General features: G+C 73.4%; 15 protein-coding genes. 7 read left to right on the top strand and 8 right to left on the bottom strand.

What is annotated here, in order from left to right:
• Window positions 1-131 precede the first annotated feature (131 nt).
• Entirely contained in the window at window positions 132-926 is a 795-nt protein-coding gene (locus tag ACGFH8_RS28855) for a spermidine synthase (protein WP_393373154.1), read from the bottom strand.
• 115 nt (window positions 927-1041) lie between these two features.
• The gene (locus ACGFH8_RS28860) at window positions 1042-2019 is read right to left on the bottom strand and encodes a DUF2267 domain-containing protein (protein ID WP_393373156.1); all 978 of its coding nucleotides are present in this window, start codon (window positions 2017-2019) and stop codon (window positions 1042-1044) included.
• 201 nt (window positions 2020-2220) lie between these two features.
• On the opposite strand from ACGFH8_RS28860, the gene ACGFH8_RS28865 reads away from it, so the two are divergent.
• Window positions 2221-2535, top strand: coding sequence for a hypothetical protein (locus ACGFH8_RS28865; RefSeq protein ID WP_357572640.1), 315 nt, complete (start codon window positions 2221-2223; stop codon window positions 2533-2535).
• 78 nt (window positions 2536-2613) lie between these two features.
• Here the strand turns inward: ACGFH8_RS28865 and ACGFH8_RS28870 are convergent, their stop codons facing one another.
• From ACGFH8_RS28870 to ACGFH8_RS28880, 3 genes are all read right to left on the bottom strand, one after another.
• Complete coding sequence (locus ACGFH8_RS28870) at window positions 2614-3273, bottom strand: dihydrofolate reductase family protein (protein WP_393373159.1); 660 nt, start codon at window positions 3271-3273, stop codon at window positions 2614-2616.
• Window positions 3274-3328: 55 nt separating this feature from the next.
• The gene (locus ACGFH8_RS28875) at window positions 3329-3919 is read right to left on the bottom strand and encodes a helix-turn-helix domain-containing protein (protein WP_393373162.1); all 591 of its coding nucleotides are present in this window, start codon (window positions 3917-3919) and stop codon (window positions 3329-3331) included.
• Window positions 3920-4121: 202 nt separating this feature from the next.
• Entirely contained in the window at window positions 4122-4454 is a 333-nt protein-coding gene (locus ACGFH8_RS28880; RefSeq protein WP_393373165.1) for an STAS domain-containing protein, read from the bottom strand.
• A 210-nt stretch (window positions 4455-4664) separates the two neighbouring features.
• Between ACGFH8_RS28880 and ACGFH8_RS28885 the strand changes: the two genes are divergently transcribed.
• From ACGFH8_RS28885 to ACGFH8_RS28905, 5 genes are all read left to right on the top strand, one after another.
• Complete coding sequence (locus ACGFH8_RS28885) at window positions 4665-6449, top strand: SpoIIE family protein phosphatase (RefSeq protein ID WP_393373166.1); 1785 nt, start codon at window positions 4665-4667, stop codon at window positions 6447-6449.
• The gene (locus ACGFH8_RS28890; RefSeq protein ID WP_393373169.1) at window positions 6446-7483 is read left to right on the top strand and encodes a B12-binding domain-containing protein; all 1038 of its coding nucleotides are present in this window, start codon (window positions 6446-6448) and stop codon (window positions 7481-7483) included. Before ACGFH8_RS28885 ends, ACGFH8_RS28890 begins: the two co-directional genes overlap by 4 nt.
• A gap of 115 nt (window positions 7484-7598) precedes the next feature.
• A complete protein-coding gene (locus ACGFH8_RS28895; RefSeq protein ID WP_393373172.1) occupies window positions 7599-7946 on the top strand; it encodes an STAS domain-containing protein in 348 nt (115 codons plus the stop codon).
• A gap of 68 nt (window positions 7947-8014) precedes the next feature.
• Window positions 8015-8461 carry a response regulator gene (locus ACGFH8_RS28900; RefSeq protein WP_145782537.1) on the top strand — a complete coding sequence of 149 codons (447 nt, stop codon included), beginning with the start codon at window positions 8015-8017 and terminating at the stop codon, window positions 8459-8461.
• Between the two features lie 112 nt (window positions 8462-8573).
• Window positions 8574-9095 carry an ATPase gene (locus ACGFH8_RS28905; protein ID WP_393373175.1) on the top strand — a complete coding sequence of 174 codons (522 nt, stop codon included), beginning with the start codon at window positions 8574-8576 and terminating at the stop codon, window positions 9093-9095.
• 12 nt (window positions 9096-9107) lie between these two features.
• Here the strand turns inward: ACGFH8_RS28905 and ACGFH8_RS28910 are convergent, their stop codons facing one another.
• The 3 genes from ACGFH8_RS28910 to ACGFH8_RS28920 form a co-directional block, all read right to left on the bottom strand.
• The gene (locus tag ACGFH8_RS28910) at window positions 9108-9959 is read right to left on the bottom strand and encodes a hypothetical protein (protein WP_393373177.1); all 852 of its coding nucleotides are present in this window, start codon (window positions 9957-9959) and stop codon (window positions 9108-9110) included.
• 374 nt (window positions 9960-10333) lie between these two features.
• Window positions 10334-10759, bottom strand: a complete 426-nt coding sequence (locus ACGFH8_RS28915; RefSeq protein ID WP_393373180.1) for an OsmC family protein — start codon at window positions 10757-10759, stop codon at window positions 10334-10336.
• Window positions 10760-10967: 208 nt separating this feature from the next.
• Window positions 10968-11933 carry a serine/threonine-protein kinase gene (locus ACGFH8_RS28920; protein ID WP_393373182.1) on the bottom strand — a complete coding sequence of 322 codons (966 nt, stop codon included), beginning with the start codon at window positions 11931-11933 and terminating at the stop codon, window positions 10968-10970.
• A gap of 199 nt (window positions 11934-12132) precedes the next feature.
• Here ACGFH8_RS28920 and ACGFH8_RS28925 point away from each other — a divergent pair, with 199 nt between their 5' ends.
• Complete coding sequence (locus tag ACGFH8_RS28925) at window positions 12133-12363, top strand: hypothetical protein (protein WP_088947960.1); 231 nt, start codon at window positions 12133-12135, stop codon at window positions 12361-12363.
• Window positions 12364-12387: the final 24 nt, after the last annotated feature.

A 12387-nucleotide genomic window follows, 5' to 3' on the forward strand; every position in this document is an offset into this window, starting at 1 on the left:
CGCCTTCCCCGCACTCGTCGTCGGAAACCCGGCATTGCGGACGCGACGCCGGCTCGGTGGGTGTGCGGGGCGGCGAGGGGCCGACGTCGACCGCTCTCCAGGTGCGTGCTGGCCGGCCGATTCGACGTCGCTCAGCGGCTCCCGCCGTCGTCCGCGTCGGTGACCGGGTGCGCGCCGGCGACGAACGTGTCGAGCGCGGCGGCGTGCAGCAGCCCGCCCGGCACGGGGTCGCGCAGGGCTTCCACCGCCAGCCGGGCGACCGGCAGCCCGCCGGGTCGGGACGTCGCGGCCAACACCACGTTGCCGTACCGGCGACCGCGCAGCATCCGCCGGTCGCCGAGCACGCACACGTCGGCGAAGACCGCCCGCACCGTGGCCACCTGGACCCGGGTGGCGACCAGGGGCGGCAGGTCCGTGACGTTGACCAGGAACATCCCGTCGGGGCGCAGGACGCGGGCCACCTCGGCGGCGAACTCGACGGTACGCACGTGCGCGGGCATGAGTGCGGCCCGGTAGATGTCGGCGATCACCAGGTCGTGGGTACCGGCCGGGGTGGCGGTGAGCGCGTCCCGGGCGTCGGCGACCTCCACCCGCACCTGCGGCGGCAGCGGCGGCAGCTCCCGGGCCACCAGCTCGACCACGGCCGGGTCCCGCTCGACGACACGTTGCGGGGAGCCGGGCCGGGTGGCGGCCAGCCAGCGGGGCAACGTCAACGCGCCACCACCCAGGTGCAGCACGTTCAGCGGGGCGCCCGCCGGGGCGGCCAGCTCCACCGCCGAGGCGATCCGTCGCACGTACTCGAAGTGCAGGTGCCGGGGATCCTCGACATCCACGTACGACTGCTCGACCCCGGCGGACAGCAGGGTCCGCCCGGTCCGCCGGGCCGGGTCGGCGACCAGCTCCAGCCGGTCGGCGGCGCGGTTCATGACCGGCACGCTAGCCCAGGCCCGGGACCCGGTCGGCGGGTGACCCGGCACGGCCGACGGGCCGGCGGAGCGGGAGGTCCCGCGTCCACCGGCCCGTCGGTGCCGCGACGGCCGGTCAGCCGCCGGCCATCCCGGCCCCCACCTCGTCGATCGCGTCGTCGATCCGGTGCGCGAGGTCCACGTCGAGCGCGGTCACCCCGTTGGCCTGACTGGTCCGCACGGTCAGCACGGCGGCGGTGTCGCCCGGACGCCCGATGCTCGGTCCGCGCCCGCTGTCCTGGCGCATCCGGTCGAGTCGGTCGAGCACCCGGTCCAGGTTGTCCGCCGGCAACGCGACCACCCGGTGCAGGCCCTGCGTGTCACCGGCCCAGTAGGGCAGGTCGTCGAGCGCGGCGTCGATCGCATCCGGGTCCAGGGTGGGCGTGGCGGTCGAGGCTCCCACCAGGCCGCCGCCGGCCTCCGGTGGGTTCAGCAGGTCACGCAACCCGTCGGGTACGTGCAACGACTCGACCAGGTCGCCGTCCTGCGCGGCGAGCGCGGCGATCGTCGCCTCCGCCTGGTATCGGGCCTGCTCGGGGGTGTTGCCGCTGATCCGGCCCACCTCGGCGAGGAAGCCGGGCAGGTCCCGGTGCCGCTCGATGCCGTCGACGGGCAGCACGTCGTGCAGCGACGCCGGCACCGCCGCGAGCAGGCGTTGCCGCTCGGCGGCGTCCAGGGCGAAGGCGAGGACCAGCACTGTCGCCTCGGTGCCCACCTTCGCCGTCTTGAAGTCGACCCCGGCCCGGCGACGGACCTCGTCGACCAGTTCGTGGTAGCCCATGGCGCCCACTCCGGCCGTGCCGGTCGGCGGGGACGGCTGCGGCCGCGGATTGTCGGCGCTGCCGACCGGCGGCGGCGCCGGCCCGCCGCGCGTGCTGTCCGGCTTGTGCGGTCCGGCCGGCGGTGGGCCGGTCCGCCTGCTTTGGTCGAGGCTCGTGAGCTGCTTCGACGCGCTCAGGCTGGCACCGATCTCGCTGGGCTGGCGACCCTGGTCGCGGGCCTGTCGAGCCAGCGCCCGACGCCGCTGGTTGTCGCCCTCCATCTGCTTGCGCATGGTGGCACCCCTTCCGCTGGGGATCGTGGGCTGTGTGAGCCGCGTTCCCGCCGTCCCGGGAGCCGAAACGGACGCCGCCGGGCCTGTCGGCCCGGTGTCCGGGACGCTTCATCCGGCGGGGGTGAGGGGTGCTCACCCACCCGGCCCGCACGATCGGGTCAGGACCGAAGTTCTTCCGAGGTACGCGGAAGGAAGGTCGTCATGAAGCAGATCGTCGAGATCGTCCCCGCCCGACGTGGCTGGTACGCCCGCTGGCAGCTCACACCCGAGGTCACCAGGTGTTACCCGGTGAGCCTGTGGGCGCTGCTGGAGGAGGCCGACGGGACCGGCCGTGAGGTCATCGGAATGGACTGCATCGGCCAGTGGCCCGGCGCGGACGACAACGAGGCGGGTGGGCAGTTCGTCCGCTACCTGTACCAGACGCCCGATTCGGGAGAGCCCGACGACGTCGATCCGGCCCCGACGGGCGAGCTGCGCGAGAACGGTCCGAGACTCCAGCCGATGACGACACCCTAGACATTCCTCCGGCCCCCGACCCCAGGTCCCAGGGTCGGGGGCCACCCCGCTCGCGACGCACCCGACCGGGCATGGGTGTCAGTGGGGGACCGCCGTCGAGCGCCCGCTCTCCACGGCGTACGCCCCCGCGGCGAGCGAACCGACGGCCGTGGGGGTAAGCGTCAGCGAGACGACACCGCCGGGCAGCACACGCGCGCTTCCTTCGGGGGCGGCGAGTGTTGCGGGCGTCGACCCGTCCGGGAACAGTCGTTTCCCGGTTCCGACGACCACCGGGTACTGGAGCAGCCGGTACAGGTCGACAAGCCCGGCCTGGTGGAGCGCCTGCACGAGCTGCCAGCTGCCGTGCACCTGGAGCTCGTTGCCGGGAAGGCCCTTGAGCCGGCGCACGCTGTCGACGATGTCGCCGCGCAGGACCGTCGTGGGGCTCCAGTCGGCCTCCTGGTCCGTCAGCGTCTTACTGACGACGTACTTCGGCAGCGTGTTCAGCTTGGCGGCGATCGGGTCGTCCGGCGCGGTGACCTTGGGCCAGTACCCGCCGAGCAGGCCGTAGCTCGTGCGGCCGAAGAGGAACGCGTCCGCCTCACGGAACCAGCCCTGGACGACCTCGTTGGTGTGCACGGATGCGTGCGGGACGAGCCACCCGCCGCGGTCGAAGCCGCCGGAGCGGTCCTCGTCGGGGGCTCCCGGTCCCTGCATGACCCCGTCGAGGCTGACGAAGACGTTGACGCTGAGCAGCACGATTCTCCTCCGAATTCCGGATTGGAACAGCCCGCCGAGGGCTGGCAGACGGAGGCTAACTGCCTGGCCGCGGGCAGATCTTGTACAGGAACGACACCGTCGCGTCGCCCGCCTGCAGCTCCCGCGCGGTGTGCCCGACGTAGCGCCGCAGGGCGTGTGCCAGGTGAGCTTGGTCGAAGTACCCCAGTGTCTCGACGACCCCACGCCAGTCGCGCCCATGGCGCAGCATCGTGGCCGCGGCGTTCACGCGGTCGATCTGGGTCACCGCGGTCTGCGAGAGGCCGGTGATCGTGCGGTACCGCCGCTGAAGGGTCCGGCTGGACGGACGGCCCTCCGGATGCCCGGCGATGTGGTCGTCGATCCCGCGACGCGGTCGCACCAGCAGACCCGCGTCCCGCAGGCGCCGGACGAACTGCTCGACATTGTCGTACGTCGGCGCTTCCCATGCCTCGCCGCCGATGACGACTCGGCCCGAGTCCGTCACGGGGAAGGGCACGTACCCGTCGACGATCGAGGTTGCGGGATGCGGCCGAAGGACGGTGCCGAGCGTGAGCCGGATCCCGAGGAACTCGGCGTTCGCGGGGACCGGCGCCGTGCTCGCCCTGGTCTCCGGTCCGCGCAGGGTGGCGAGGAGCTGCCCCCGCATCCGCGTGAGGATCAGTTGGCAGCACGTACGCGCCGCGGATGTCATCGTATTCTCGGCGTCGCTGTCGGTGCGCCACACCCGATCGACGATGCTCGCGTCCGTCTCGGTGTCACGGTGCTCGAAGCGCAAGCGCGGGCCCCCCTCAGACGACGCGCGACACGTGTCCCCTGCCGAATCGTCGGGCGACGGGGAGGGCAGCGGGTCAGCCGATGGCGCGCAGGTCGTCGTCGGCGTGCTCCACGGTCAGCAACTCGGTCAGACCGGTGCGGTCCAGCATCCGTTGCAGGTGTGGCCGGGCCCCGGTCAGCCGGATCGCCCCGGCGGCGCGGCGCACCACCAGCAGCGCGCTGAGCCCGGAGGAGTCGCAGAGGCTCACGCCGGTCAGGTCGACGAGCACCTGCTGGTCGCCACGCAGTTCGGCGGCGGCGGCGATCAGCTCGGGCGCGGAGGCGTAGTCGAGCTCGCCGGTCAGCCGCAGTCGGACGTGCCCGGCGTCGAGCCGGGTGGTCTCGATGGTCAACAGCTGGTCAGACATCTCACCATGTTCTCAGCCAGGTGGACGATCGCAAGTCGGGGGCCGGCGACACGCCCGCTCGCCGCCGCTGCGCCGCTGGTGGCGGCACCTCGGCAGCCGCGCTGAGATGCCGCTTTGCGCGTCCCGGCGTAGGGTGGGCCGGAGAGTTTGGACCATGGACGCCGGTTCCGGTACGGGTTCGGGTGGACGACAAGGAGTGAGGCTCAGCTGGTGACTGCTTCCGACGTCAGGGACTGGGACCCGGGCGACGGACGGATCCTCACGCCGAGCACGACACCGGCTCCGGCGTGGGACGCCGACGTGTCGCCTCGGCCCGCCGCGACCCCTCCGCCCCGCTCCGGCCCACCGCCGTCGACCCTGGACCGCGACGCCGCCCCGTCCGACTGGTTCGAGGTCGTCGAGCACCTCCGTGAGGGCCTGGTGGTCTGTGACGCCGACGGCATCGTGCGCCACGTCAGCCCGGTGGCCGAGCGGTTGCTGCCCGGTGTGACGCCCGGTGAGCCGCTCAGCGCGGCGGGCGTGCCCGGCCTGAGCGAGGGCGACCCCGGCGGCTTCACCTACCGTGGACGTCGATTGACCGCCCGCCAGGTGCCCCTCTCCGGCGGCCACTGCTGCTGGTACGTCGAGGACGTCACCGACAGCGTCGGCCGCGCCGACGCGCTGCTCGCCGAGCGGGCCCGCTCGACCTTCCTGGCCGTGGTCGGCGCCAAGCTGGGCAACCCGCTGCACCCCGCCCGGGCCGCCGCCGCGATTGTGCGACTCGCCGTGCCGACCCTGGCCGAGGTGGCCGTGCTGGTTCTCGCACCGCGTTCCGGTCGGGCCGGCTGGTGGCGGGCCTTGGGCACCGACGACGAGGTGGCGTCGGTGGACAACGGCGTGCTGGCCGGCGGTGAGCTGCCCGCCGCCATCGCCGACGCGCTGACCGGGGTCGAGCCGCACGCCCTGGACTGGCTGGTCGAGCAGGCTGTCGACGCCGGCTGGCTGCCCGAGCCCGCCGGCGCCGCGACCGCCGCCCGGGTCGTCCCGCTGCCGGGCCGGGACGCGCCGGTCGGTGTGCTGCTGGTCGCCCGTCGCGCCTCCGACTCGTACGACGACGTCGACGCGGAGCTGATCCGCGCGTTCGCGGCCCGTGCCGGCGCGGCGATGACCACCGCGCTGCTCTACCGCGACCAGACCGAGGTCGCCGACACCCTCCAGGCCAGCCTGTTGCCGGTCGAGCCGGCCGAAGCCGCGGGCGTGCAGTGGGGGACCGCGTACCGGCCCGCGCAGGCGGGGCTGCGCATCGGTGGCGACTTCTACGGCTCGCACCGGCTCGCCGACGGCGGCTCGGTGTTCTTCCTTGGCGACGTGTCCGGCAAGGGGGTCGAGGCGGCTGTCTTCACCGGCCAGCTACGCCAGTGCCTCCAGGCGCTGCACCGCTTGGAGTCGCACCCCGGGCGGTTGCTGCGGCTGCTCAACGACGCGTTGCTGGAGACGACCCAGGCGCACGGCCAGGGGCGTTTCGCCACGATCGTGCTCGGCGTGGCCCGTCCGCACCGCGACGGTGGCCTCACCCTGACCATGGCCGGCGGTGGGCATCTGCCGCCGCTGGTGCTGCGCGCCTCCGGCGAGGTGGAGTCGGTGCCGCTGCGCGGCATGCTGATCGGGGTGGTGCCCGACCCCCGCGTCGGCGAGGTGACCGTCCGGCTGGCACCGGGCGAGACCTGCCTGCTCTACAGCGACGGGGTGACCGAGGCCCGTGGCGGCCGTCGTGGCGACGAGCAGTTCGGTACCGAACGGCTTGTCGCCGCGGTGACCGGCTGCCAACGGATGCCGGCGCCGGCCCTGGCCGAGCGGGTCGAGCAGGTCACCTGCGACTGGTTGGCGCAGGGCGACCACGACGACATCGCGGTGCTGGCGCTGCGGGCGGCCGGCCCGGGTGGGCGCGCGCCGCGGCACCTGCACTCGGTGCCCACCCCGTTACAGAGCGACCCGCCGGGGGAGATCGACGGGTGACCGCCGCCACCGCCGCCCTCGACCCGAGCGACGCCTACGTCGGCTACCTGGACTGCCTCGCCGACGCCGACGAGTACGCCGCGATCGACATGGCGATCGGCCTGCTCGACGCGGGCGTGCCGGCGGAACGGGTGCTGCTCGACCTGGTCGCGCCCGCTCAGGCCGAGGTGGGCGAGCGGTGGGCGCGCAACGAGTGGAGCGTCGCCCAGGAGCACGCGGCCACCCACATCAGCGAACGGGTGGTGGCGGCGGTGGCCGCGCACGTCAACCCGCGCCCGACCGGCGGGAGGGTCGTCGTCGCGTGCATGGACGGCGAGTGGCACGCGCTGCCGCCCCGGCTGGTGGCCGAGGTGCTGCGGTTGCGGGGCTGGCAGGTGACATTTTTGGGCGCCAGTGTGCCGGCGGCGCACCTGGTGTCGTACCTGCACCGCTACGACGCGCACGCGGTCGCGTTGGCGTGCGCGCTGCCGATGCGGCTCCCGCACGCCCATCGGATGATCGAGGCCTGCCGCCGGTCGGACGTGCCGGTGGTGGTCGGTGGGCGTGGGTTCGGTGTGGACGGCCGGTGGGCGCGCCGGCTCGGGGTGGCCTGGGCGCCGAACGCGCCCGCGGCGGCCGAGCTGATCGCCGACGAACGGGCGCTGCGCGGGGTGCCGCCGGCGCGGCTGGCGCACCTGGCCGACGACGAGTACGCCAGCCTGGTGCGGCGTCGTGCCGAGCTGATCGACAGCGCGTTGGCCGACCTGCGGGAGCGGGTGCCGGTGACGCGCGCCTACACCGCCAGTCAGCTCGACTCCACCGTGAGCGACCTGGGTCAGGTGGTGGATTTCCTGGCCGCGGCGGTCTACGTCGACGACGCCTCGTTGTTCACCGAGTTCGTCGAGTGGCTGGCGGGGATCCTGTCGAGTCGAGGGGTGCCCGGGGCGGCCGTCGCCCGGTCCCTGGAGCACGTCGCAGGCGCGTTGCGCGACTTCCCCCGGGCGGAGCGCATGGTGGCCCTGGGGCGTGCCGCGCTGCCCGACGCCTGCCGCTGAGCGCCCACTCGCCCACGTCGCTGTCGATCACCGCGCGCTGCGGTCCGCGGGGCGACCCTGCGTATACTTGCCGCACCGCAAATGTCCACCCGCGGGTGGAGCGAGGGGGAGTACGGTGACGTTCCGCGTCAGCAACGTCGAGCGCGACGGCGGTGGCGCCTGCCTGCGTCTGGCAGGTGAGCTGGACATGAGCACGTCCCCGGAGCTGACCGCCGCGATCGACCGGCTCATCGCCGCTGGCGAGTCCCGGGTGTTGCTCGACCTCACCGACCTCACCTTCTGCGATTCCACCGGGATGGCCGTGTTCGTCCGGGGGGACAATCAGGCCGCGGCCGACGGGGGGTGGCTTCGGCTCGTCGGCGCCAACGGCCGCGTCGAGCGGGTGTTGCGGATGACCGGCCTGGCCGACGTGTTGCGCTACGAACCGGAATCGGTCGACCCCGCGTCCCGCACCGCCTCCTGATGGGCTAGATTTCCCCGCCAACGCGGTGACCGTCAGGTCCCGTCCCCGCCGACCCGAGGCAGGTAGTGATGGGCGCAGACAGCCCGCAGCCGGTACGCATCCTGGTCGTCGACGACGACCCCGGTGACGTACTGATGATCGAGGAGGCGTTGGCGGACTCCGACGTCGACAAGGTCATCGACGTGGTCAGCGACGGCGAGGAGGCGATGGAGTTCCTCCGCGCCGAGGGCCGGCACCAGCAGGCCCGCCGGCCCGACGTGATCCTGCTCGACCTGAACATGCCCCGGATGGACGGCCGGCAGGTGCTCGGCGCGGTCAAGCAGGACGAGGACCTGCGGACCATCCCGATCGTGGTGCTGACCACCTCCAACGCCGACACCGACATCGTCGGCAGCTACACGTTGCAGGCCAACGCGTACGTCACCAAGCCGATCGACCTGGACGACTTCAACGACGTGGTCCGCCGCATCGACGAGTTCTTCGGCCGGGTGGTCGTGCTGCCCAAGCGCGTCTGACGCGGGCCCCGTGCGCGCATGCTGAACATTTTTCCCGAACCTCCTCGGTCGTCGCGGTCGCGGCCGAGGATCCAGGAGGGGAAGTAACAGCGGCTGCCTGGGGGGCGACGGGATGAGGTTCTCCATCGTTGAGACCGGTTACGACGTGCGGCAGGTCGATTCCTGCCTGGACGAGTTGGGGATCCGGCTGTCCCGGCTCGCGACGCGCGCCGTGGGCGTCGCCGGGGCCACCGGCGAGTGGGACGAGGTCCGGCAGGAGGCGGCGTGGCTCAGCGGCCTTCTCCAGCGGCTGGACCTCGGCGACACCGCCGTCCCCCGGGATGCCGGTGCCGCCGAGCGGCGTACCGCCGCCGAGATCCTGGCCCAGGCCCGTGCCGAGCTGGACGAGGCCCGCGCGGAGGCACAGCAGGTGCGCGAGCGGGCGTACGAGGAGGCGGTGCGGGCCCGGCGCGACGTCGAGGCGGCGCTGTACGCCCGACGGCGAGGTGCGGCACGGGTGGACGAGATCCTCGGTCAGGTGACGGAGGACCAGGTGCCCGTCGACACGTCGACCGCGGCTGCCGGCGTACCGGGGAGCCGGGTCGGAGTCGGCGGCCTGGACGCGGGCGCGGAGCCGCCGTCCGGCCGGCACTGAGGAGTTGTCGGCTCAGGCGGTGAGCGCCGCTGCGACGGTGGTCGCCCGGTCCTCGTGCTGGGCGTACGCGTCGGGGTAGGCGGAGATCTGCACGGCCTGGGCGGCCGCGGTGACGCTCATGTCCTGCCAGCCGGGGATCTCGTTGAGCGCGCTGTAGAAGGCCCGCGCGGCGTACGACGGGCGCATCAGCTCGGCCACCGTGCCCCAGCCGCTGCTGGGCCGCTGCTGGAACAACCCGAGCGAGTCGTGGTCGGAGCCGCTGCCCTGGTTCGGGTAGTCGGCCGACTCGGGGAGGACGTCGCTGGCCAGGTTGTAGAGGTTGCTCTCCTGCATGGCGGTGGCCAGAGCCACCACCAGGGCGCGGCGGGGCATCTTCAGGTCCAGGCCGACGTCCACGATGATCTTCGCGTTGTCCATCTGGGCCTGATCGAGGCCGGCGACCGGGCGGGGTCGGCGGGGCTTGACCGGCTTCTTGGGGGCCTTGCGCGCGACGGTGGGCGCGGGGGTGGGCGTCGCCGTCGGGCTGGGCAGGATCCGCGCGGGGGCGAGGTCACGATCCAGCGACCGGGAGGCGCGCTCGTCGGCGATGGCGGCGCGATCGGCCACCGCCTCGGCGAGTGGCTCCACGGGGCGGATCGGGTCGTCCCCGTCGCCCCGGGCGGTGGCGACCGCGACGAGGCTGAGGCAGCAGGTGACGCCTGTGGCCAGGGCTATCCGGATCGGGATCGAGCCGAGCAGGGGACGCCGGGGCGGTTCGGGGACGCGGTGCCGGCCGATCGTCCGTTCGGTTGATGCGACGTCGCCCGGGTGGGTGGTCGGGCGCGTGTCGGTCAGCTTCTGGTCGGAGGGGTCGTCGGGATGCACCTGACGAGGTTAAAGACCCAATTGCTCGATATCGCCTGTCCGTACGGTGGCCTGCGCCACAATTTGCCCAGATCGTGCCGACTTCACGCACCAGACCTCAGCAGACCGCCCAATCCTCTCTGATGGGACTAGACGGTTATTCCCGATTAGCCGGCCGATGACGGTCACGCCTGCGGGCCGACCGCCGAGAATCCAGGCAGAACCCAGGGTCCCCCGATCGCCCGATGTCGAATCCACCGAACGGCCAGCCCTCACCTCGCCCCGCCGCATGATCGTGCTCGATCCTGGAAATAGGGGCCTCAACCACGATCGATGCCACTACAACCAGGATCGAGCACGATCATCAGGCGGCGGCGGTCGAGTGGGGCCGGACCTCAGTGTCGACCGTTCTCCGCTGGCGTGACGGTCAGCCGATGGCGGCTCGTGTCGCCGCTGGAGAACGGCCAGAGGCGGTCCGCGTACTCCACCAGGTCGGCCAGTTGATCTCGACTCAGGCCGGCCGACGAGATCGAGGCGTGCACGTCGGCCCGGTAGAGACCGTCGTCGTCACGCCCCAGCTTCGCCTCCGCGCGCACCTGCACGGTGTGCGCCTCGTCGGTGATCTCCCCGGCCGCCTCCACCGCCGCGTGGTGCAGGCACGACGCGAAGGCGGCGGCCAGCAACTGCTCTGGTCGCAGCCCCGTGCAGTGCGCCGCCAGTGGCGACGCCAGCGGGGTGGAGAGCCCGCCATCGTCGGTGCGTACGTGACCGCCCTCGGCGGTCGCGGTGGCCTCACGCAGCCAGGAACTCGGATCCGACATCGCGGTTCTCCCGTCGCTCGGCAGGTCGCCTACCCGGCCCCCGCCCGCCGAAACGCCGTCGCGCCCGCGGTCAACGGCCCGCCGAAACGCCGCGCCCGCGCTCAGCCGCCCGCCGATACGCCGTCGCGCCCGCGGTCAACGGCCCGCCGAAACGCCGCGCCCGCGCTCAGCCGTCCGCCGAAACGCCGTCGCGCCGTCGCGCCCGCGGTCAGCGCCCGGAGGCCGCCTCCGGCTCGTCGAGCAGGACCACCGCCTCGGTCGCCTCGGCGGCGGCCCGTTCGGTCCACGGCGACGTCGGCGCCGGCCGGCGGGGCGTCGAGATCGCCATCGGCACGTACACCCGGGCGTCCACGGCCTCGGCCAGCAGCAGCGCCGCGACCATGCTGCTGGGGCGCAGCGTGGGATCGTCGGCCAGGCAGGAGTGGCACAACTCGGCCACCTCCGGCGGGAGCCCGTCGATCTCGGGCAGCGGCTCCGGTGGCTGACTGCGACGTACGCCGAGCAGTTCGGTGCTGGTGCTCGCGTGGTACGGCAGACGTGCGGTCAGGCAGTAGTAGAGGACCACGCCGAGGGCGTACATGTCGGAGGCGGGGGTGGCCGGCGCCCTCTCCAACTGCTCGGGCGCGAGGTAGGCAGGGGTGCCCAACACCATCCCGGTCGGGGTCGGATCGGGTGCGCCGGCGGGGATGGCGATGCCGAAGTCGAGCACCTTCACGCCCGACGGGGTGAGCATGACGTTCGCGGGCTTGACGTCGCGGTGCACGATGCCCTCGGCGTGTGCGGCGGCCAGCGCCGCGGCGACCTCCGCGCAGACCCGTACCGCGATCCGCCAGTCCAGCGGCCCGGCCCGCAGGTGCGCGGCGAGCGTCTCACCCTCGGCCAGCTCCATCACGATGTAGGGCACGGCCCGACCCGGCCAGGTCGAGGCGGTGCCGAAGTCGTGCACGCTCGCCACGTTCGGGTGCACCAGGCGGGCGGCCGACCGGGCCTCCGCGCGGATCCGGTCCACCGGGCCGCCCTGGCGGTGCCGGCCGTCCTGGTCGTCCGGACCGGGAAGGATGAGCTTCACCGCGACCGTCCGGTCCAGCACCTGGTCGTGCGCCCGCCACACCTCGGACATCCCGCCCACGCCGATGCGCTGCTCGAGCTGATACCGCCCGTCCAGTGTGCGCATCGACCACTCCTCGCCCTCGCTCCGCCGACGGCGGGTGTTCCGGTCGCGGTACCCGAGCGCCAAGCTGGGCAAACCGCAGCGGTGTTCGGGGGGATCGGCGCGCGTACCGCGCTGCGCCGACGGCGGCCGGTGCGGTAGCTTGCGAGCCAGAGCCGGCGTCACCGATTGTGCCGGCACGGTCACCCAGGGGGACGCCGCGATGAGCGAGGTCACCGTACGCTTCGTCGGCGGGCCAGCGGACGGCCTGGTCCGCCTCCTGCCGGCCGGGTCGGACGGCGCCCCACCACCGCGCTGGATCATGCGGCACCCGGACGGCACCGGTCCGGTGCAGCCCGGCCCGGACCATCTCTACGAACGCGACCGGCCCGACGACGCGGGCGGTTGGAGCATGCGGTTCGTGCGCACCGACGCGTACGGGGTGTCCGAGTGACCACGAGGCGGTGCTGACCGGTGG

It is taken from the genome of Micromonospora sp. NPDC049175, from assembly GCF_043197345.1.
Lineage (GTDB): Bacteria > Actinomycetota > Actinomycetes > Mycobacteriales > Micromonosporaceae > Micromonospora.

What these genes read in the sequence shown, in the direction of transcription:
- ACGFH8_RS28915 (WP_393373180.1), bottom strand. Translation starts at nt 10,759, where the DNA reads ATGTCGGATCCGAGTTCCTGGCTGCGTGAGGCCACCGCGACCGCCGAG.
- ACGFH8_RS28865 (WP_357572640.1), top strand. Translation starts at nt 2,221, where the DNA reads ATGAAGCAGATCGTCGAGATCGTCCCCGCCCGACGTGGCTGGTACGCC.
- ACGFH8_RS28860 (WP_393373156.1), bottom strand. Translation starts at nt 2,019, where the DNA reads ATGCGCAAGCAGATGGAGGGCGACAACCAGCGGCGTCGGGCGCTGGCT.
- ACGFH8_RS28855 (WP_393373154.1), bottom strand. Translation starts at nt 926, where the DNA reads ATGAACCGCGCCGCCGACCGGCTGGAGCTGGTCGCCGACCCGGCCCGG.
- ACGFH8_RS28880 (WP_393373165.1), bottom strand. Translation starts at nt 4,454, where the DNA reads ATGTCTGACCAGCTGTTGACCATCGAGACCACCCGGCTCGACGCCGGG.
- ACGFH8_RS28925 (WP_088947960.1), top strand. Translation starts at nt 12,133, where the DNA reads ATGAGCGAGGTCACCGTACGCTTCGTCGGCGGGCCAGCGGACGGCCTG.
- ACGFH8_RS28900 (WP_145782537.1), top strand. Translation starts at nt 8,015, where the DNA reads ATGGGCGCAGACAGCCCGCAGCCGGTACGCATCCTGGTCGTCGACGAC.
- ACGFH8_RS28905 (WP_393373175.1), top strand. Translation starts at nt 8,574, where the DNA reads ATGAGGTTCTCCATCGTTGAGACCGGTTACGACGTGCGGCAGGTCGAT.
- ACGFH8_RS28875 (WP_393373162.1), bottom strand. Translation starts at nt 3,919, where the DNA reads ATGCGGGGGCAGCTCCTCGCCACCCTGCGCGGACCGGAGACCAGGGCG.
- ACGFH8_RS28920 (WP_393373182.1), bottom strand. Translation starts at nt 11,933, where the DNA reads ATGCGCACACTGGACGGGCGGTATCAGCTCGAGCAGCGCATCGGCGTG.